16 protein-coding genes are annotated in these 20,069 nt (G+C 29.3%); 4 read left to right on the top strand and 12 right to left on the bottom strand.

Features of this window, described 5'->3' with window-relative positions; genetic code table 11:
• Positions 1-2: 2 nt before the first annotated feature.
• Positions 3-1,064: a 3-dehydroquinate synthase gene (gene aroB, locus B2P65_RS06605; protein WP_346879822.1), complete on the bottom strand. Its 1,062-nt coding sequence runs from the start codon at positions 1,062-1,064 to the stop codon at positions 3-5.
• Positions 1,033-1,401 carry an arsenate reductase family protein gene (locus B2P65_RS06600; RefSeq protein WP_346879088.1) on the bottom strand — a complete coding sequence of 123 codons (369 nt, stop codon included), beginning with the start codon at positions 1,399-1,401 and terminating at the stop codon, positions 1,033-1,035. The genes aroB and B2P65_RS06600 overlap by 32 nt, the downstream gene beginning before the upstream one ends.
• A gap of 238 nt (positions 1,402-1,639) precedes the next feature.
• Here B2P65_RS06600 and B2P65_RS06595 point away from each other — a divergent pair, with 238 nt between their 5' ends.
• On the top strand, positions 1,640-2,560 hold the full coding sequence (locus tag B2P65_RS06595; protein WP_346876303.1) for a type II CAAX endopeptidase family protein: 921 nt from the start codon (positions 1,640-1,642) through the stop codon (positions 2,558-2,560).
• 213 nt (positions 2,561-2,773) lie between these two features.
• Here the strand turns inward: B2P65_RS06595 and nifJ are convergent, their stop codons facing one another.
• The 7 genes from nifJ to B2P65_RS06560 form a co-directional block, all read right to left on the bottom strand.
• Positions 2,774-6,292: a pyruvate:ferredoxin (flavodoxin) oxidoreductase gene (gene nifJ / locus B2P65_RS06590; RefSeq protein ID WP_346876302.1), complete on the bottom strand. Its 3,519-nt coding sequence runs from the start codon at positions 6,290-6,292 to the stop codon at positions 2,774-2,776.
• A gap of 279 nt (positions 6,293-6,571) precedes the next feature.
• Positions 6,572-7,975, bottom strand: coding sequence for a VWA-like domain-containing protein (locus B2P65_RS06585; RefSeq protein WP_346879821.1), 1,404 nt, complete (start codon positions 7,973-7,975; stop codon positions 6,572-6,574).
• A 6-nt stretch (positions 7,976-7,981) separates the two neighbouring features.
• Complete coding sequence (locus tag B2P65_RS06580) at positions 7,982-9,115, bottom strand: ATP-binding protein (protein ID WP_346876300.1); 1,134 nt, start codon at positions 9,113-9,115, stop codon at positions 7,982-7,984.
• A gap of 13 nt (positions 9,116-9,128) precedes the next feature.
• Positions 9,129-9,932: a hypothetical protein gene (locus tag B2P65_RS06575; RefSeq protein WP_346848739.1), complete on the bottom strand. Its 804-nt coding sequence runs from the start codon at positions 9,930-9,932 to the stop codon at positions 9,129-9,131.
• Between the two features lie 235 nt (positions 9,933-10,167).
• Positions 10,168-11,397 carry a sensor histidine kinase gene (locus B2P65_RS06570; protein ID WP_346876299.1) on the bottom strand — a complete coding sequence of 410 codons (1,230 nt, stop codon included), beginning with the start codon at positions 11,395-11,397 and terminating at the stop codon, positions 10,168-10,170.
• On the bottom strand, positions 11,384-12,118 hold the full coding sequence (locus B2P65_RS06565; RefSeq protein ID WP_346879820.1) for a LytTR family DNA-binding domain-containing protein: 735 nt from the start codon (positions 12,116-12,118) through the stop codon (positions 11,384-11,386). Before B2P65_RS06565 ends, B2P65_RS06570 begins: the two co-directional genes overlap by 14 nt.
• Before the next feature lie 41 nt (positions 12,119-12,159).
• A complete protein-coding gene (locus B2P65_RS06560) occupies positions 12,160-12,879 on the bottom strand; it encodes an accessory gene regulator B family protein (protein WP_346876298.1) in 720 nt (239 codons plus the stop codon).
• Positions 12,880-13,270: 391 nt separating this feature from the next.
• On the opposite strand from B2P65_RS06560, the gene B2P65_RS06555 reads away from it, so the two are divergent.
• On the top strand, positions 13,271-13,453 hold the full coding sequence (locus B2P65_RS06555; RefSeq protein WP_150845295.1) for a hypothetical protein: 183 nt from the start codon (positions 13,271-13,273) through the stop codon (positions 13,451-13,453).
• Between the two features lie 207 nt (positions 13,454-13,660).
• Here the strand turns inward: B2P65_RS06555 and B2P65_RS06550 are convergent, their stop codons facing one another.
• Entirely contained in the window at positions 13,661-14,977 is a 1,317-nt protein-coding gene (locus B2P65_RS06550) for an HAD hydrolase family protein (RefSeq protein WP_346879819.1), read from the bottom strand.
• A gap of 584 nt (positions 14,978-15,561) precedes the next feature.
• On the opposite strand from B2P65_RS06550, the gene B2P65_RS18055 reads away from it, so the two are divergent.
• Entirely contained in the window at positions 15,562-15,762 is a 201-nt protein-coding gene (locus B2P65_RS18055) for a thioredoxin family protein (protein ID WP_346876296.1), read from the top strand.
• Between the two features lie 174 nt (positions 15,763-15,936).
• Positions 15,937-16,818, top strand: a complete 882-nt coding sequence (locus B2P65_RS06545; RefSeq protein ID WP_346879818.1) for a nitroreductase family protein — start codon at positions 15,937-15,939, stop codon at positions 16,816-16,818.
• A gap of 71 nt (positions 16,819-16,889) precedes the next feature.
• On the opposite strand, the gene B2P65_RS06540 is transcribed toward B2P65_RS06545, so the two are convergent.
• Both B2P65_RS06540 and B2P65_RS06535 read right to left on the bottom strand, forming a co-directional pair.
• The gene (locus B2P65_RS06540; RefSeq protein WP_346879817.1) at positions 16,890-17,690 is read right to left on the bottom strand and encodes a MerR family transcriptional regulator; all 801 of its coding nucleotides are present in this window, start codon (positions 17,688-17,690) and stop codon (positions 16,890-16,892) included.
• A gap of 165 nt (positions 17,691-17,855) precedes the next feature.
• A complete protein-coding gene (locus tag B2P65_RS06535; RefSeq protein ID WP_346879816.1) occupies positions 17,856-19,871 on the bottom strand; it encodes a penicillin-binding transpeptidase domain-containing protein in 2,016 nt (671 codons plus the stop codon).
• Between the last annotated feature and the right edge of the window lie 198 nt (positions 19,872-20,069).

Genomic DNA, 20,069 nt, shown 5'->3' with positions numbered 1-20,069 from the left:
TCCTAAATAAATTTTTCTAATTCTTCATGAGTAACCTTATGAAGAAAAACCTTACCTATGTCTTCAATAAGAATAAGGTTTATAAAATCCCCTATTGTCTTTTTATCTACTGAAATAGCATCAATAATATCTTCCCTGGTCTTTACTTGGAAATCATAGGGCAAGTTAAATTTATCTAGTAGACTTTTTATTCTGTTAGCAACTCCATCCTTACATATATTTAACTCCTCACATCTAAGGGCTATAGAGTACATCCCTATAGCTACAGCTTCTCCATGAGAAACACCCTTATAATTTTCAAGCTTTTCTATAGCATGGCCTATGGTGTGACCAAAATTTAAAATCATTCTCTCTCCTTTGTCCTTTTCATCCTGCTCTACTACCTGTTTTTTTATACTACAGCATTTATATATTATATCTTCTATATATTCAAATAAAGCTTCATAGCTTTCTATACTTTCAAACTTTTCAAAGAGCTCATTCTCCTTTATTAATCCATATTTTATAGCTTCACCTAATCCATCATTTACATATCTCTTTTCTAAGGTTTTAAGCACCTGAGGATCAATATATACTGCCCTAGGATGATAAAAATTACCTATTAAGTTTTTTCCCCTAGGTAAATCTATAGCAACCTTACCTCCTATAGATGAATCGATTTGGGCAAGTAGTGATGTTGGAACTTGAACAAATGGAATTCCCCTTAAAAGAGTAGCTGCGCAAAAGCCTGCTAAATCTCCAATGACTCCTCCCCCTAAAGCTATAATTAAATTTCCCCTATTTAGCTTAAAATCTAAAAGTTCATTATATAGCTTCATTAAAGATTCTATTGATTTACTCCTTTCACCAGGTTTCAAAACCACCTTTAAAACTTTAAAATCATTATCCTCTAAAGACTTTTTAACTATATCTCCATAAAATTTATCTACATTTTCATCAGTAATTAAAGCTATTTTATTTCCTTCATATATCTTTGAAATCTCTTCACCTATACTGTTTATAATTCCTGATTTAATGAGAATTTCATATTGATTATTGAGAAGGTTTATTTGTAAATTTCTCATAATTATCTTCCTTAAATCCCACTAATACTTTATCTCCATCTATAAGTATAGGTCTCTTTACTAACATTCCATTAGTAGAAAGAAGTTCTATGGCTTCATCCTTTGACATGTCTTTAATCTTATCCTTTAAATTCATTTCCTTATAAAGCTTTCCTGAGGTATTGAAGAATTTCTTAATCTCAAGTCCACTTTTGTCAAGCCATAAAGCTAACTCTTCCTTCGTTGGGTTATTCTCCACTATATGTCTATCCTGAAATTCTATGTTATTTTCAACAAGAAATTTTTTTGCCTTAATGCATGTAGTACACTTTGGATACTGAATAAATAATATGCTCATATATGTTCTCTCCTTTTATTTTAAATAGTTACTTACTGTTATTATAAAATATTTATTACTAATTATTATACATTAATGAATTATATTTTCACATATGAATTCATTAATAGAAACCTATGTATTAAATTACTCCTTTTATATTATATATATTGTGAATTAATATATATAGTGTAAAATATAATATAATGTTACATATACATTACTGTGTATATTTTATAATTTTAATTGGGGGATTCTTATGAAATTTTTTAACACACATTCCGTTATGATTGAGGAAGCAAAAAAAGCTAAACTGAAACACAATCCATTTCTCAACTTACTTATATCCTTAGTTCTTATTTTAGTAAGTCAATTTATACTTGTGATTCCTATGGCAATAATAGGTTTTATAAGTGTGATTAAATCCAATGGATTATCTATGACCATAGATAATGAAACTTTAACTCTTATAAATTTATTTGGTACTGGATTTTTAATTATACTCTGTATTTTATATTGCAAGTTTAGTGAAAAAAGAAATCTTCGCTCCATGGGGTTAATAAAAAAAGGTGCTTTTAAAGAATATGTCATTGGATTAATAGTAGGGCTTGTTATGTTTAGTGCTGTTGTATTGATTCTAATGATTTCTGGACACTTATCCTTTGTTAAGGTTACTCTGTCTTCTCTTCCTCTAATTATTATTTTCTTTATTGGTTTTATGATACAAGGTGCCAGTGAAGAATTTCTATGTAGAGGCTTTTTATTAACTTCAATTGCTGCTAAAAATGGAATTATTCTCGGTATTATTTTGAACTCCTGTTTATTTGGGTTTCTCCACATTTTTAATTCAGGATTTTCTATACTACCAATGATTAATATTATTTTAGTTGGTATATTCTTTTCCGTTTATGCCTATCGTACAGATAATATTATTGGAGTATGTGCAATTCATACCATGTGGAACTTTGCTCAAGGTAATATATATGGAATTCTTGTTAGTGGAATGAACATAGGACCTTCTATTTTGAAAGTTAATAGTTTTAGTGACTCTTTACTATCTGGTGGTAACTTCGGAGCTGAGGGTGGTCTTGCTTGTACAATTGTATTAATTATATCTACATTGCTTGTGGTATTTATTCCCAAAAAATCTATTTCTACATCACCAAGTGAATCATATTAAATTATATTATATTATAAGGAGGCTTTTATGGAGACTTTATTTGCTTTTATTCCTATGCTAATTATTTTACCCATAATTTTATTGTTTTGGGGTTTAGGTATTTATGCACTGGTACTTATCATTAAATCTTTAAAAATTTATATTAATAAAAACTCATAATGTATCTAAATTATAGAAGACCATATCATAACTATGAAATGGTCTTCTAATTTTTTATTCTTGAGTTGATAACTTCTTATAGTTATTATATCTTTCCATAGCATCTGCTTCTGTCTTTGCAAATAATTCCTCTGCTACTTCTGGAAATACCTTGGCTAAAGATGCATATCTAACCTCACCTAATAAGTAGTCTTTAAAGCTTCCATTTGGTGCTTTTGAATCTAAGGAGAATGGATTCTTAGTTCCTTTTAAATCTGGATTATATCTATATAAAGTCCAATATCCACACTCTACTGCTCTCTTCTGTTCTTCTTGTGAATAAGACATTCCAGCTTTAATACCATGATTAATACATGTAGAGTAAGCTATTATTAATGATGGTCCATCATAAGCTTCAGCTTCTGAAATAGCTTTTATAGTCTGATTTTTATCTGCTCCCATGGATACTTGAGCTACATATACATAACCATAGCTCATAGCCATCATTCCTAAATCCTTCTTCTTAGTTCGTTTTCCTGATGCTGCAAACTTAGCTACCGCAGCCGTTGGAGTTGATTTTGATGATTGACCTCCTGTATTAGAATAAACTTCTGTATCAAAGACTAATACATTTACATTTTCTCCTGATGCCAATACATGGTCAAGGCCACCATATCCTATATCATAAGCCCATCCATCTCCTCCAAATAGCCATTGAGATCTCTTAACAAAGAATTCTTTATCTTCTAGTATCTTCTTAGCTATTTCACTATTTTCTTTCTGAAGAACTTGGGTTAACTTAGTTGCTCTATCTCTTGTACCTTCACTCTTATCTATGTTATCTAACCAATCCTGTAACACAGGCTTAGCTACCTCTGAGATATTGCCACTTAGAGCTTCTCTTATATTCTGTGCAATTCTTTCTCTTATGGTTTTAACAGCCATAAACATTCCAAAACCATACTCAGCATTATCTTCAAAGAGTGAGTTAGCCCATGCTGGTCCATAGCCTTCTTTATTAGGTCTATAGGCTGTTGAAGGTCCTCCAGCTGCCCAAATTGATGAACAACCAGTAGCATTAGCTACCATCATTCTATCTCCAAATAATTGAGTTACAAGTTTAGCATATGGAGTTTCTCCACATCCTGCACATGCACCTGAGAATTCAAGGAGAGGTTGCTCAAATTGACTACCCTTCACAGTATTTTTGTTCAATGGATTCTTCTTGTTTGCAACTTTTTCTACAACATAATTCCAGACTTCTATTTGATCATGTTGGCTATCCTGTGGTTTCATAACTAAGGCTTTTTCTTTAGCTGGACAAACTTCTGCACAGTTTCCACATCCAGTGCAATCTAAAGGCGTAACTCCTATATGGAAAAACATTGGAGCTTCTGTTTTAAGACCCTTGGCTTCTAGCAACTTCATATCCTTTGGAGCATTTTCTTTTTCTTTTTCATCTAATAGAAAGGCTCTAATAGTGGCATGTGGACATACATATGAACATTGGTTACATTGAATACAGTTCTCTGAAATCCACTGTGGTACATTTACTGCTATTCCTCTCTTCTCAAAGGCAGTAGTACCTGCCATGAAGGTACCATCATCTACTCCCTCTCTAACCAATGTAGAAACTGGAATATCATCTCCTTCCATCCTATTCATTGGTTCTACAATATCCTTAATAAATGCAGGATAATCCTTCATTATATCTAACTTATCATCCTTAGCATCCTTCCATTTACTTGAAACTTCTATTTTAGCTATAGAATTTATTCCTGAATCAATGGCAGCATGGTTCATATTTACAACTTTTTCACCCTTCTTACCATAGGAAGTTATAACTGCTTCTTTTAAATATTTTACTGCATCTTCAATAGGTATGATATCTGCTATCTTAAAGAAGGCAGCTTGCATTATCATATTTATTCTTCCACCTAACCCAATTTCTTGGGCTATTTTAACTGCATTTATGATGTAGAGCTCTATATTATTTTCTGATATATATCTTTTTAAGTCAGCTGGTAATCTATCTTCCAAATCTTTTTCTGTCCATTGAGTATTTAAAAGGAATTTTCCACCCTTCTTTAATCCTTGTAATAAGTTATAGCTATATACGTAGGATTGGTTATGGCAAGCAACAAAATCTGCCTTGTCAATGGTATAGTGAGATTTAATTGGTTTATTACCAAATCTTAAGTGAGAAACAGTTATTCCACCTGATTTCTTAGAATCATAAGAGAAATATCCTTGAGCATACATATCTGTATGATCTCCAATAATCTTTATAGCACTCTTATTAGCTCCAACGGTACCGTCAGAACCTAATCCCCAGAACTTACACGAGGTTGTGCCTTCTGGCGTAGCATCTATATCCTCCTTTGGCATTAGTGATGAGTTTGTAACATCATCAATTATTCCTATGGTAAATCTATCCTTAGGTTTATCTTCTTTAAGATTTTCAAATACGGCAGCTATATGAGCTGGAATCGGATCCTTTGAACCAAGTCCAAATCTTCCACCTACTACTAATGGAGCATTTGCTTTTCCAAATAGTGCTCTTACTACATCTAGATAAAGAGGTTCCCCTATAGAACCTGGCTCCTTAGTTCTATCAAGTACTGCTATCTTCTTAACTGTACTTGGCATAGCTTTTATAAACTTCTCTATAGAGAAAGGTCTATAAAGTCTTACTTTTACAAGTCCTACCTTTTCTCCCTTATCTCTTAGATAATCTATAGTTTCCTCAACTACTTCAGATACAGAACCCATTGATATGATTATCCTATCCGCATCCGGTGCTCCATAGTAATCAAAACAGTGATATTCTCTTCCTGTTAGTTTTGTTATTTCACTCATATAATTTTCTACTACAGTAGGTATATCTTCATAGTATCTATTAAGTGATTCACACATTTGAAAATACAAATCAGGATTTTGAGCAGTTCCCCTTGTAACTGGATGATCTGGATTTAAAGCATTTTTTCTAAACTCATCAATAGCTTTATAGTCTACTAGTTTTGCAAGTTCCTCCTGCTCTATAACCTCAACCTTTTGTATTTCATGGGAAATTCTAAAGCCATCAAAGAAACTAAGAAATGGCATTCTAGCCTTTATAGCACTTAAATGTGCTACTGCTGCTAAATCCATAACCTCCTGAACAGAGCCTTCTGCAAGCATTGCAAATCCTGTTTGTCTTGTAGCCATAACATCTTGATGGTCACCAAATATACTTAAGGATGACGTAGTAAGAGCTCTAGCTGCAACATGTATAACTCCAGGTAATCTTTCTCCTACCATCCTATACATGTTAGGTATCATAAGTAATAGACCTTGTGATGCTGTATATGTAGATGATAGAGCTCCTGCTTGTAAGGAACCATGTAATGCTCCTGCTGCCCCTGCCTCAGATTGCATCTCTACTACTTTAACAGGATGACCAAATATATTTTTTCTCCCCTTAGCGGCCCATTCATCTACTAGCTCAGCCATAGGTGTAGATGGTGTAATTGGGAATATAGCAGCTACTTCTGTAAATGCATAGGATATATGTGCTGCTGCTGTATTACCATCCATAGTCTTCATTTTTCTCATGTTATTACCTCTTTTCTTACAGTTTAAATATATTGATATGAAGGTATTGAGACATATATCTAATGCCTCAATAGCCTTTTGTTACTTTGCTCTAAGTTATAAATCTTTAATTTTTACTCTTATACCATTTATATGTTGAGCTAAATAAGTGGATATTATGTATAGCATTAAAATTTATTAAAGACTTATTACTTAACTATAAGAAAATGAGGCATTCACAAAACAGAGCTATCTATTTTGTAAAAGCCTCATTGGTAAAACTATATAATTTTTAATACTCTATATTGTAGGTTCAACACTATTCATGGACCAACCATCATTTCTTACGTCATGTATATCTATAAACTCATCCTTCTCTTCTATAGCCTTAAGCCTCTTTACTACTCCATAAGGCTCCTTTAAAGATAATTTATATCCTCTGCCTGATATTATCCATAAAGTTCTATAACCTTTTGGAGTAACCTTTAAGTTATCTTCACCTTTACCATCAGTAAAGTATATAAGTAAGTTAGTGTCAGTGTTATTTATATATTCAAATACAGGAGTAAACTGTGTTCCTCCCCCTTTAGTAACCCTTTCTCTTATATCCTTTACAGACTTAACCCTATATGTTCTTCTAATATTGCTATCACACTCTATTATAGTAACTTCACTATTATAATTTTTTACTATTGAAAGTACTTCTTTCATAGCTTGCATAAACTCAGCATCACTTATACTTCCACTTATATCTATAGCTACAGCAATTTTAGCCCTATGACCTCTTAACTCCCCTTTTAAATCTAATCTATTAGGTTGTCTTCGACTTCTTCTTGTTACAGTTTTCTTCTTACTACTCTCTAAGGTTCCCATTATTTTTTTTAAATAAATATTCCATGGGATTTCATTTTCACTTCCCTTTAAAGTGTTTAGCATAGCTTCTATCTCTATTGGAAGCTTTCCTTTACTAGAAAGCTCTGCAAATTTCTCCGTAAAAGACTTCAGAGTTTTATCATCTATATCATCAGATTCATCCCAGGTATCATGAGTCTTTTTAGGATCATATTCATCCTTAGTATCACCTTTAGAATCATCCTCTTCTCCTTCTTTGTCCTCTTCTAACAAATCCAATTCTCCTTGAATTTCTCTCACATAGTACTCCATAGAATTATATGGTTCTAACTTCAAATTATATTTTGTATTTACCCACTCTAAGGTAGTTGCATAGGCAGGTAAGAAATTAACATATTGATTTGCAACTATGTCCATAGCCATATTAACAGCTAAGGTACTGTATTTTTTTCTTAATTCCTTTGCCCTTACTAAATGTAATGCTAAAATATGATGTATTTCATGTTTTATAGTCCCTTGCATCTGACTCAAATTAAGTTGTAAAAATATAAAAGGATTAAAATAAACAATATATTTAGCTCCCTTAAAACTTATGGCTGTAGGTGTAGCTATATCATATCTTATTTCTCTTTTTACCTGAAATAAAAAGTATCCATAGAAATTTTCCTTATCTTCCATCATGGCTAGATTTACTCTATCTACTAGTCTATAAAACTCCAACTTTAAGTCTTCTGGCATATCTACTACAAATTTTTCGCCATCTCTTCTGGCTTTAAACATCTCTCCACCATTAACTATATTAGTTACCCTATTATAAAGCTCAACCCTTAATTCTTCAAAATTCTTACTCATGCCTATCTACCCTTTTATCTCAGTATAAGTTGCAAAGTAATTCTCTACAAAGTCTTCATTTTCTAATATGAAATTATATATTTTTTTTTGACTTTCTCTCATATCCTGCATAATTCCAATCATCAAATCTACTGGATAAAAGCTAAGAAACTCTACAAATCTATCTATAACTCTCTTTATAGCTGCTACTTCTAGCTCTTCAACTTTGCTGCTAATATAATTTATCATATTACTTCCTGTTAAATATAATCTAGTGTGGCTCTCATTGGATATCCTAATTTTAACCTGCTCTGATAAAACTTCTTCTTCAAATACTTCTTCTGGAGAAATTAAAGCAGTATTATCCGACTCCATAAAATCCATAAGTTGCTCTGCAATAATTCTTCCAAGATTCCCCCTTAAAACATTTAAAAATACTCTTCTTGGTATACTATCTTTATTTTCTTTATATAACTTATAACTTTTAGACACTCTTTCAAAGCTTCGTGGGGTAGCCCTTATATCATCTTCGTTAATACTGTGTAGATGCTCTGGAAAAGTAGATATGAATTCTATTACTTTTCTATCAACTTTATTTTCCGAAGCCCATTTAATCCAACCCTTTGCATCACTTTCCATGTTAAGCCAAACAAATCGATTTTCTTGGGCAGCATCCATATCTACTACTTGATAATCAAAGTCTGAGCCGTATTTACTGGATGGATTCATTGCAGCTAATATCTTTACTTTATAATGAAGCTTATATCCATTTATCTCTCTATTTAATATCAAATTCATAAGCTCTTGTTGTACACTATGCTCACACCTATTTATTTCATCTATAAATAAAAGTACATCTTTACCTTCTAAAATAAGATTATCTATTTCTCTAAGCTTTGTATGAATAGCATAGATAGTTGTCTTTTTACTTACTACTCTTCCATGTTCATCTTTAATAGTATATTCTTCCACTGTAGGGAGTCCACCTATTTCACCCTCCTTTAAAAGGTTTCCATCTATAACAACTAAACTCCATTCTCTTTGTCTCGCCAAAGTCTTTGCAAGAGCAGTCTTGCCTATTCCACTCTCTCCTACAATAAGAGGTACTTCATTAGTTTCTATTACAAGCTCTACACTTTTTAATGTATCATTAAAGTTCATTTGCATTATCCTCCTACATAATCTTTAGCTTTTCATCTATAGCAACTCTTTTTGCTCTACTACTTCCATACTTATGAATAAATATAATCTTATCCATAGAAATATTATTATACTTTTTATTTATACTTTCACAATTGATAAAATTTCTTACATATCTCTCTTCTATATCTTCACTAGATAATCTTTCTTTTAATACTCCTTCGAGCTCTTCTATAGAAATATCTTTTATAAGATACTTAATTACTAGTATATTTTCTTTTAAAAATTTTATCATCTTTTCTTTATCTAGATTATGAACAAACTTAATAGCAGCTTCATTATTTCTAATGGCAGATATCTCAGCTTTTTCACTAGGATTGTTAATATACCTTAGGGCATCATAGCTAATATTTACAGCCACTAGCTGCACCTCTTCACAAGGATTTTCTATATACTTAATGGAATCATAATTTTTCTCAATAGCCAACCTCTGAAGATAACAGCTAGGATTCTTTATATACTGAATAGCCCATCCCTTTTGTTCAATCCCTAGATTTACTAGTTCTTCACTAGGAGCATCTATATATTTTAAAGTATTCCAGCTTTCCTTTACTGCATACTCTTTCATTTCTAAGGTAGGCTCATCTATAAATTCAATAGCATTTATATTACTCTTCAATGCTTTTATATTCATTTCCTCTGTTGGATTTTTTATGTACTGTAGAGACATTCCATCCTTCTCTACGGCCAAAAGCTTCATTTCTTCTGTTGGGTTCTTTATAGTTTTTATAATAATTGGATTCCTCTTTACCATTTCTATAGCTCTATTATAATCCATAACCATATTCCTCCTAGGTTCATAGCACACATAAGACTTATAAAATCTTATAACTGCATAACCTTCACTAAACAATAACTTTATTAAGTAATAATAATTCTCCATTTAATTATATCATTTTATAGTATATTTAAAAGCGCTTTTTTCAATAACTTTATTATAATTTCTTCAAGGTATATATGATTATTATCAAAAAATGAATATCAAAATTAATTGATATCCATTTTCTATGTTTTTAAATATGTATTTCAACAGAAAGCATATCGTCGTCTGTTTCTATTAAAATATTGCCTTTATTACCACTCACTATTTTTTGAACATTATGTAGTCCATAGCCCCTACTAGAACCCTTAGTTGAATATCCTTCTTTAAACATTGAGGATATATTTATTTTATTCATATCTTTTACAGTGTTTTTTATAGTGATAACATATCTACCGTTGGTAGAATAATCTTCATCTATATATATCTCAACTAATTTATTTGGACTCTCCTTAGCTGCTTCTATAGCGTTATTTAGTAAATTAGTTAATATAATTACCATATCTGATTGACTAATCTTTATATTATTCAAGCTATTTTTAATGTTACACTTTATGCTTACATCGGCTTTTTCTGCTTCACAAATTTTACTATAAATAAGAGCTCTTAAAATTATATTATCTATTGCCATTAGCTTTGTTAAAGTATCTTTATAAGTTATATCTTCTATATACTTCTTTATTACTTTATTAACTTCATCATAATTTCCCACCTGAAGAGTTGAGTATATCACATTTAAATGATTTTTATATTCATGTTCACTAGCCCTTAACTTCTCAATATACTCATTTAAAATCAAATTATATTTATTTTGAATTTCTAATATTTCATTTTCCTTCATAATTTTATATATATCCCTACACAAAATCATGGTTATTACAATGAATACTAACAATGCTGAAAATAATCCAATTCTTAATCCACTGCCTATAAAATGACTATCATTTATAAATATTAATATAGTTAATATTAGAAATAAATTAACTATTCCTGTTATGATAATTTTAGTACTTATCTTAGGTATAGTTGAAATATTCACCTTAATATATTTAGTAAAGTAATATATAGTACCTAAGGTAATTGTAAATACACCCACTAATGTTAAGGTTAAATTTATACTCTCTGTATTAATATCTAATATACCTACTATAATTCCAACAATACTTTCTGCTATCATTAAAACTAATAACGATATAGTTATCTTTATTAGTGATTTATAAAAAGTGTCATTATGTAAAAATTTATTTATGAATGCATATATTATAGTTAAAGCTCCTATAGTAACTACTGGTATTTTTATAACAATACCAAAAACATATGCTAATATAATAGAAATTAAAACATTTTTAATATTAATTTTATCAAATAAAATATTGCAAATCATACCTAATGTAAACAACTCTAAAAAATTATTTATACTCATTTTCATACCCTAAAATTTCAAATACTTTTTCACAGTAACTTATAGATAAGTCAATAATGTCGCTGATGTTAACAAAATGTACTTTCCATAACTTAGTATACATCTTGTCTATTCTTTTTATATATTTAGTGTTTACAATAAAGGATTTATGACATTGTACTATACTATTTGATTCAATCATACTTAAAAGCTTCCCTAGAGATAATTTTGCATAAATTACTCCATTCTTAACTGTTACAATTTTGCACTTCCTTGGTATATACTCAGCAAAAACTATATCATCATGATAGAGTTTATAGGTTATTTTATTTTCTATAGTTATCATACTATACTTTCGATTGTCATTTTTTTTAACATTTTCTTTCATAAACACATCTATGATTCTTTTAATATCTTTTTTACTATAGGGCTTTATTAAGAAATCATAGCAGTGTATATTTTTAAATGCATCTACCATCTGATAACCTTGACTTGTTATAAATACTATTCCTTTTAATTCACAGCCTTCCATAGCTCTAATTTTTTTAGCTATATCTATCCCAGATCCATCTGGTAAGTTAATGTCAATAAAGAATAAGTCAACATTTTTTTCACTAATGACTTTTAATGACTCTTTAAATGAATGTGCCGTTAGGAGCTCCACATTATTATAGCTTTCTTTAATTAGGTTAGACAAATTATCACTTTGAATAATATCATCTTCTATTAACAATAATTGCATCTTCATCACCCCTAACAATTATAGCACATTTTAGATAATTATTACTTTCTTTTTTCTCTTAATTCTAATGGTAATTCAACTTCTCCCCAAAAGAATATAGAAGAAGATTTCAGTGCTGCTTCTCCTACTCCTATACTAGCATTAGTTAATACACCACTCATAAGTTTTCTTAAGTCGAATTTTTTCATTAAATTTTTCATTACAGATTTCCCCCTGTTATTCATATAATATTCATAAATCATATATGTTCCAAATAATAATACAAGATTTATGTACACAGAATCATTTACTACTCTTACTAAAGTATATGTAAATAAATATATGAAGCTTGTCTTTAATTTTAATTTTAAAATTACCTTAGGATCTTCTATTGCTTTAATCTTAGTTCTATATTTAGCAGTAAAAATTGTAGCTATAACAGATACTAATATTAAAACTCTTATGAATCTTGGTATTATTATTATAGAAGATAAAAAATACATACTTAAATATATTCCTGTAGTCTTTATAAAGCATCTTGCAAAGCTTTTACAATGCCCACCTCCAAGTTTAGTTCTAACCCCTAAAATTAATACTGTAATTATGAAAAATTCAGGTAATCTTTTAAGCATAATAGATATTAAAAGTATTATAAAGAATTTGATCCCTTCACTTATAAAAATCTCTACCCCATATCTAATTCTATCAAGATAATATATATCTTCTATATTAGATTCTGTGGCAATAAAATTCACAATTTTTTTTACTAAAATACTAATCATAAAATCCCTTCTTAATTTCAAGTTTTAACAAAATTATACACCATTGCTATATGTTTTATTTTGAATTTTCATGAAATTACTTATTTCATACCTAAAATTCCTTATTTTTCACACTTAAACTTTATTTTACATTAATTCTTAACTTACATGTTCGATATTTAACCTTTCGTTCCAAAAACCACACTACAAGATTATTTTAAGCTATAATCATACATGAATAACACACTTATATAGAGGTGGTTTAATTACAACACCAGTAAAATATTAATAGAAATAATAATCTCAAATTCCTTTCATTAATATATATAAAGCACCTCTATATTCATTTTATACTAAACTTATATTTATATTTATATTTATATTTAGAATCTTTTATTGTGAGGTGCTTCTGATGAAATCTATCAGAAAAGATTTAAAATTAGATTTGATAGCTTCTATTATAGCTATATTGATTTTCTTATTTTCAGTACCTAGATTAATAAAGACATCTGACCCTACTACCATTGCATTTTTAGGTATTTGTGTATTACTACTCCTTATATGTAACTTGCGTAAAATTCATAGTAATAATTAGGTTATTATTATAATAGATTGTATTCAATAGTTTAACTTAATATATGTAATTAACCAATTTAATTGTAATTGTGACTATAAAGTGTAAAGTCAATGTCCCCTATATAAAAAAGAAAACACAGTAAAGTTTCTAATCTTTTAGCACTTTACCGTGTTTTCCTTTTGTTGATAAATAAAAATAATGAAGCTTTAAATTTAATATATTAGTTTAATAATTAATTACTTTTGAATAAAATATTTTTTTAATAGTCTTTACTACAGAATCACTTTCATTATCTCCTATGATTTGTGAATTATTTTCTTTAACTGTAATAGATGCATTTTCTACTACATATCCTTCATCTGCTACTTCAAGCATAGAACTATCCTGTTCTACACCAGCAAATACAACTACTTTCTCACTTTTAATCATCTCTCTTAACTTTATCAAAGCGCTTCCTCTAGATGTTTTACCACTATACACTTTTAAAATATAGTAATCTTCGTTATATCTTTCATATATAACCTTGATGTTTTTATAATCCCTACATCCTTTAAGCCTATTATGTAGTATTTCTATTTTATCTATCTTGTTAATAACCATGATGCAAATTACGTCTAGCCCTTGTGGTAGTTTACTATATATATAATTTTTCAATGGAAGTACTTTCTCTAAATTATAAAATCTCTTTTCTTCTTCATTAGTAAAATTACCATAATAAATGTGCATCACATTATTAATTATAGTATGAGTAAAGGTATTTATAGATAACTCATCACATATATTTAAGATTCGTTCAGCTATTTCATTATTTATTCCTTCATGGTAAACATAGCTTTTCTTATTAAAATCATATATTGCTGCTCCATTCATTGTAATTACTGGTAACTTAATATCCATACTACTAACTATAGGTGCTACAGTTTCTGGAGTTTTATCTATTACTAATGTCACTAGTGCTCCTTCTTCTATCATTTCCTTTAGTTTTACCTTAGTATAAGCACTAACTTGATTTTTAGAATCCATTAAAGTATTCGTTAGTGTACTTACAAACAAAATTTTGGTATTTCTCTTCTTAGGTAACCTCATAGCATTGACCCCTAACGCTATAAAAATCCCAATTAAAGTGTCTATAATCCTATTAATAGTAAATGCATAAGGAACTACATCATCTCCATGATTTATAGCCACACTTAAAAATACTACACAACTAATATAGGATGCTGTTTGTCTTTCAAGTAATATAGTAGTATATATTAAAGGTATGATAGCTACAGATGTTAATAGATATCTTAGTTGTGGCATAGATTCAGGTATAAATCTTCTTTCTAATAATAACACTATCACTCCAAAGGCACCTCCAATTAAAGTCCCAATGGTACGATTTAAACCAACCTGCTTAGTACTCTCCACACCTTGTTGCATGCATAAAATTGCCGCTATTGCTGAATAGAATGGCATTCCTGTGCCTCTTACTAAATATATTAAAAAACATATAAAGACTGCCACTGCTGATTTTATAATCCTCATTCCTATCCTTGGCATTAAAATCCCCTTCTTTAACTAATAATTTATAATACATTATATCATGAGTATTTATAACTTTTTATATTTAAACGTATTCTAATTTTACATATAAATATTCAAATATTCTTTAAAATCTAATGAATTTTAGTTATTCTGAAGTTTATATACATAATTAATATTGACATTCATCATGTTTTCCATATATAATTATTCCAATTATATGGAATTTGTTGTCATTACCTTTATAAAATAAGTATAAATATAGGATTTTAAGGGGGAGAAACTCATGCTTGAATTTTTTAAACTCATACCTATAATTATTATGATTATATTTCTTTGTCTGGGAATTGGTGTCTTTCTACTTATTAATAAGATATTTAAATGATGTATTTATCTAAGTTTTGATTTGACTTTTATAATGAATAAAGTTATATCTTATAAGATAATATAAATATATAAACTTAATAGGAGGTTCATAAATGAATAGCTTAAATTCTAAAGAATACCTTTTAAAACTAATTGATACTACGGATTTACTTTTATGCTTCTTTACTGGAAAATGTTTTTGAGGAAATGATGACCTGCTTTGTAAAGTAGATGACTTGCTTACTAATTATCCTAAGGTTAAATCTATAAAAATTAGTATTGATGAATTTCCTTCCTTGTGTGCAGAATTTTCAGTTTTTACAGCACCTACAATTTTACTTTTTACTCAAGGAAAAGAAACCCTAAGAGAATCTAGATTCATTGTCATGAATGAGTTAGATAAAAATATAAATAGATATTATAGTTTAATATTTTAATAATATTCTTTTCAACCTTTTAGTAATTTATATAATAACTAAAAGGTATTTTTTATATCTTCACTTAAAATAATTATTAAAATTATTTTATATTTGTATAAACTTCCTTGACTCTATAGTCCCTATAGGGTTTAACCTTTGAAATATAAAATATTGAATTTAGGAGATGATTTTATGAATAAAGAATATTTAAATGATACTATCAAATTATTATGTGAACGTGCAAGTTGCCGAAGCTTTCTAGACAAGAAAATTCCTGATGAACTATTGAATGAGATTATATCTTGCGGCTTACATGCTGCTACTGGAGGAAATCTTCAACCTTACTCTATAATAAAGATAACTGATGATAATACTAAGGAACGTTTAGTTAATGAATGCGATATGCAATCACTAGTTAAAAATGCACCTGTTAATCTTCTATTCTGTATTGACTGGAGAAGAATTCAACGTTGGTGTGAAGCCTCTGATGCTCCTTTTGTAGCTACCAAGAGTTATAGACATTTTTGGATTGCTCTTCAAGATACAATAATATGTGCTCAAAATATTTGTACTGCTGCTGATTCTATAGGTTTAGGCTCTGTATATATAGGCACAGTAGAAAGTTGTTTTATGGAATTAAAATCTATATTTAATATTCCAGAAGGCGTATTCCCTGTAGTTCTTTTAAGTATTGGATATCCAAATCAACCTTTAATTCCTGCTCCAAAGTTAGGCATAGAAGCCATAGTTCATGAGGAAAGCTATAAAGACTTAACTATAGACACTTTAGTAAAGCTACAAAATGAAAAATACAATTCTAAAAAATTTCCCCTTAGTCCAACTAATATGACATCAATGAAAGAAGTGACTTTAGATATAGGTGGCGAAGATTACAGTAATAAGATTATTACATCTATAGAACAGCAAGGTTATATTAATATGGCCCAAAGATATTTTGGTCTTCACTATAAAGCAAATTGGTCTTGTATAGGAAATAAGAATTTTATAGAAGCTCTTAAGGCATATGGATTTACATGGATTATGGGAGAGGACTTTCCTACTGGTGACAAATAAATTTTAAAATTAAAGGATATAATTAGTCAATAAACTACCAATTATATCCTTTAAATATTTCACGATAATTACTATTTCAATAATAGCTGAATCTGTCTCACCCATTCTTCATTATTATCAGATATGTTTGGCCCTATAATTAATTCTTCTATACCGATTCCTTGTAATTCCATTTTAGAAGATTTTATATATTTTAATAAGCTATCATAACTTTCTTTTAAACTGTCCCGACTACCTATATGGTCAATGACTCCATAAACCCCTTCTTTTAATGTGTATTTATTCTTAGAATCATTTAGCTTTTCTTCTTTGCTAAGAGCCAGATAACTTTTAAGATGAGTTTCTCCTTTATCATTAATATTTATTAACCTTGATGGCTTAAACATAACTTCTACACTAATACTACAATTTCTATCAAAACTTACCAAAGACCTTATTACATTATCTATAGTGCTATTTTCATTTACGTCTATTAAATATCCTTCCCTTCTTTCTAATACCATAATTCTCGGCTCTGTAGAATAATTTCCTTTCCTTAAATCATTTATATTTTTTAATTGCTCTTCTACATAATAAGAAACTTTTTTTAAGTTCTCTATGTTTTCATCAATTACATTTTTCAAATTATTAAACAATTTTTCTGTTTCACATATATCTCCACTTAAAATCTTCATAATTTCACTAAGAGATAATCCCGTAGACTGTAATGCTTTTATTTTCCACAATCTCTGACTAGAAGTGCTATCATAATATCGATAACCTGACTTAGAATCTACTTCTACAGGAACTAATAATCCAATATTATGGTAGTATCTTAAAGTTTGTATGTTTATATTATGTAGTTTAGCCATTTCACCTATACTAAATTTCACTTCGTTTTCACCTCATATATTAAATAAAATTAAGTTTAATATTATAATAAAACAGGAGACACATTATGTCTCCTGTTTTATACTACTGTAAAATAAAAGTTCCTTATATACTGAAATGATTTCAGTAATAAAATCTTACGCATAACTTTTCACCATAAAGAATAATTATTTTTTTAAATAGTATTCCATAACATTTTTAACCATAGCTGTTGGTATTCCACTACCGCCTCTACCCTTTACATCTTCTATTATCATAGATATGGCAATTTTAGAATCATCTGTGTTTACAGCTACAAACCATCCATTTTCTTTACCTGATTCATCTTTTTGGTCTTTCTTTATCTCTGAAGTTCCAGTTTTACCAGCTATATTAAATCCATTTACTTTTGCAGTGGTAGCTGTTCCATCTGAATCATTTATTACAGCTGAGAAAGCATCTACTAAAGCTGGTACTTTTTCTGCCTTTATAGCATTTTTCAATACTTTTGCTTCTGGATTTTTTCCAATGTTAAGTCTTGGCTGCATTATATCTCCATTGTTTCCTAATGCACTATATGATAATGCAATATCTAATGGTGACATAAGCACCTCACCTTGACCATATCCTGTGTCAGCAAGAAGTATTTCTTTACTTAAAGTATTATCATTACTAATTTGAGAAGTTTCCATTGGGAAATCAAAAGTTATCTCTTCTCCAATACCAAAGTTTTTAGCTCCATTTATAAAAGCATCTGCTCCTATATTCAATGCTACTCTTGCAAAATAAATATTATCTGAGTATTTTGTAGCTTCTTTTAAGTTTATAGCCTTACCAGGATCTTTTACTCTCGTAACCTTATATCCACCCCATGATGAATTATTTTGCCAATCTAATCCCTTAATGTCCATAGTTTCTCCTGGATTAAGTGCGCCTACATCCAATCCTATAGCAGCTGTAACTAGCTTCATTGTAGAGCCTGGTGCGTATACATTATTAAACCTATTGTCAAACTGCTGACCATCAAGCTTTTTCCACTTATCACTTAAGGATTTTGTTTTATATGTTACAAATATATTTGGATCATAGGAAGGTGAACTTACCATAGCTAAAACTTCTCCAGTTTTAGGGTCTACTGCAGTAGATGCTCCCTTCTCACCTTTCATTTCACTATATATCTTACTTTGAATCTCTGGGTCTATTGATAGTTTTATATCCTGACCATTCTTTGCTTCTGTTTTAGCTAAAGTTATTTTTTCTTCTCCCTTTTCAATGTATATTTCTCCACCATCTTGGCCCCTTAATATATCTTCATAAACCTTCTCAAGACCAGCTTTTCCAAGGAGACTTATTTGTGAATAACCCTTATCTTTATTATTTTCTAGTTCTTCTGCTGTAATGGCCCCCACATATCCTATTAGATTTCCAAAAGATTCTCCTCCGGTGTAAACTCTGGAGTTTTTATTGTTTATTTGAACACCTTCAATAGTGGAAAGCTTATTTAACTTTTCAGAATCAGATTGAAGTACAGATACTATTGGTACAAAATAATCTGGGTTAGTATTAGCTGCTAGCTGTTCTTCTATATATGACTCACTTATGTCTAATATAGTTGCCATAGCTGTTATTTTTTCTGACTTTTTATTTTCAAATTTACTTGGATGAATCCCTACAGACTTTACTATATCATCTTGGGCTAAAAAGTTCCCATTTCTATCTAATATACTTCCACGTTTAGAGTAATAATCTTCTACCCTCACCTTATCATCTAGTTTTTCCATTTGAGGGAATATTAAACTCTCATTCCACTTTACTTTATACCCATCCTCTTCTTTAACTAAAGTTGCTTTATAATCTTTGATATCTACCTTTCCTGCCACTGTATCCATAGTCATAGTAAATGGTATTTCTAATGACTTTTTATCTCTTTCCTTTTCTCCTACTATTTGAATATCCATATTACTAGCTACAATAGCGCTATATATATTAGTGTATCTTTCTAAAAATTCTTCCTCGTTTATATATGCTTTTGATTCCACTGAAAGCATATTATACATACTTTTAAAATCTTGCTTAATCCAAGCATTTTTATAAATGTTAAAGGCATCCTTTATTTCATCTTTCTTAGAGCAACCTGTAAATAAAGCTATACCTATAATTATAGTTCCAATAATTAAGCTTAGTTTCTTTAAATTATTTTTCATTGCTATCCTCCTTATAAAATGTATTTTCTTACTGGGTATTTCACAGTTTAAATATAAGCTTATCTATTCTACTCAATAAATAAACTACTACATCTATTGTAAGTTTATATATACTTTTATTCAATGAATTTTCTTAAAAATAAAAGTGAATCTTTTACAATTTTTTAAAATATTAATGTATAATTAAAATAGAAAGGA

It is taken from the genome of Clostridium sp. UBA3061 (assembly GCF_002367465.1).
GTDB lineage: Bacteria > Bacillota > Clostridia > Clostridiales > Clostridiaceae > Clostridium_J > Clostridium_J sulfidigenes.
This window is presented reverse-complemented; position numbering and strand designations above follow the sequence as displayed.

What these genes read in the sequence shown, in the direction of transcription:
- aroB (WP_346879822.1), bottom strand. Translation starts at nt 1,064, where the DNA reads ATGAGAAATTTACAAATAAACCTTCTCAATAATCAATATGAAATTCTC.
- B2P65_RS06600 (WP_346879088.1), bottom strand. Translation starts at nt 1,401, where the DNA reads ATGAGCATATTATTTATTCAGTATCCAAAGTGTACTACATGCATTAAG.
- B2P65_RS06595 (WP_346876303.1), top strand. Translation starts at nt 1,640, where the DNA reads ATGAAATTTTTTAACACACATTCCGTTATGATTGAGGAAGCAAAAAAA.
- nifJ (WP_346876302.1), bottom strand. Translation starts at nt 6,292, where the DNA reads ATGAGAAAAATGAAGACTATGGATGGTAATACAGCAGCAGCACATATA.
- B2P65_RS06585 (WP_346879821.1), bottom strand. Translation starts at nt 7,975, where the DNA reads ATGAGTAAGAATTTTGAAGAATTAAGGGTTGAGCTTTATAATAGGGTA.
- B2P65_RS06580 (WP_346876300.1), bottom strand. Translation starts at nt 9,115, where the DNA reads ATGAACTTTAATGATACATTAAAAAGTGTAGAGCTTGTAATAGAAACT.
- B2P65_RS06575 (WP_346848739.1), bottom strand. Translation starts at nt 9,932, where the DNA reads ATGGATTATAATAGAGCTATAGAAATGGTAAAGAGGAATCCAATTATT.
- B2P65_RS06570 (WP_346876299.1), bottom strand. Translation starts at nt 11,397, where the DNA reads ATGAGTATAAATAATTTTTTAGAGTTGTTTACATTAGGTATGATTTGC.
- B2P65_RS06565 (WP_346879820.1), bottom strand. Translation starts at nt 12,118, where the DNA reads ATGCAATTATTGTTAATAGAAGATGATATTATTCAAAGTGATAATTTG.
- B2P65_RS06560 (WP_346876298.1), bottom strand. Translation starts at nt 12,879, where the DNA reads ATGATTAGTATTTTAGTAAAAAAAATTGTGAATTTTATTGCCACAGAA.
- B2P65_RS06555 (WP_150845295.1), top strand. Translation starts at nt 13,271, where the DNA reads ATGAAATCTATCAGAAAAGATTTAAAATTAGATTTGATAGCTTCTATT.
- B2P65_RS06550 (WP_346879819.1), bottom strand. Translation starts at nt 14,977, where the DNA reads ATGCCAAGGATAGGAATGAGGATTATAAAATCAGCAGTGGCAGTCTTT.
- B2P65_RS06545 (WP_346879818.1), top strand. Translation starts at nt 15,937, where the DNA reads ATGAATAAAGAATATTTAAATGATACTATCAAATTATTATGTGAACGT.
- B2P65_RS06535 (WP_346879816.1), bottom strand. Translation starts at nt 19,871, where the DNA reads ATGAAAAATAATTTAAAGAAACTAAGCTTAATTATTGGAACTATAATT.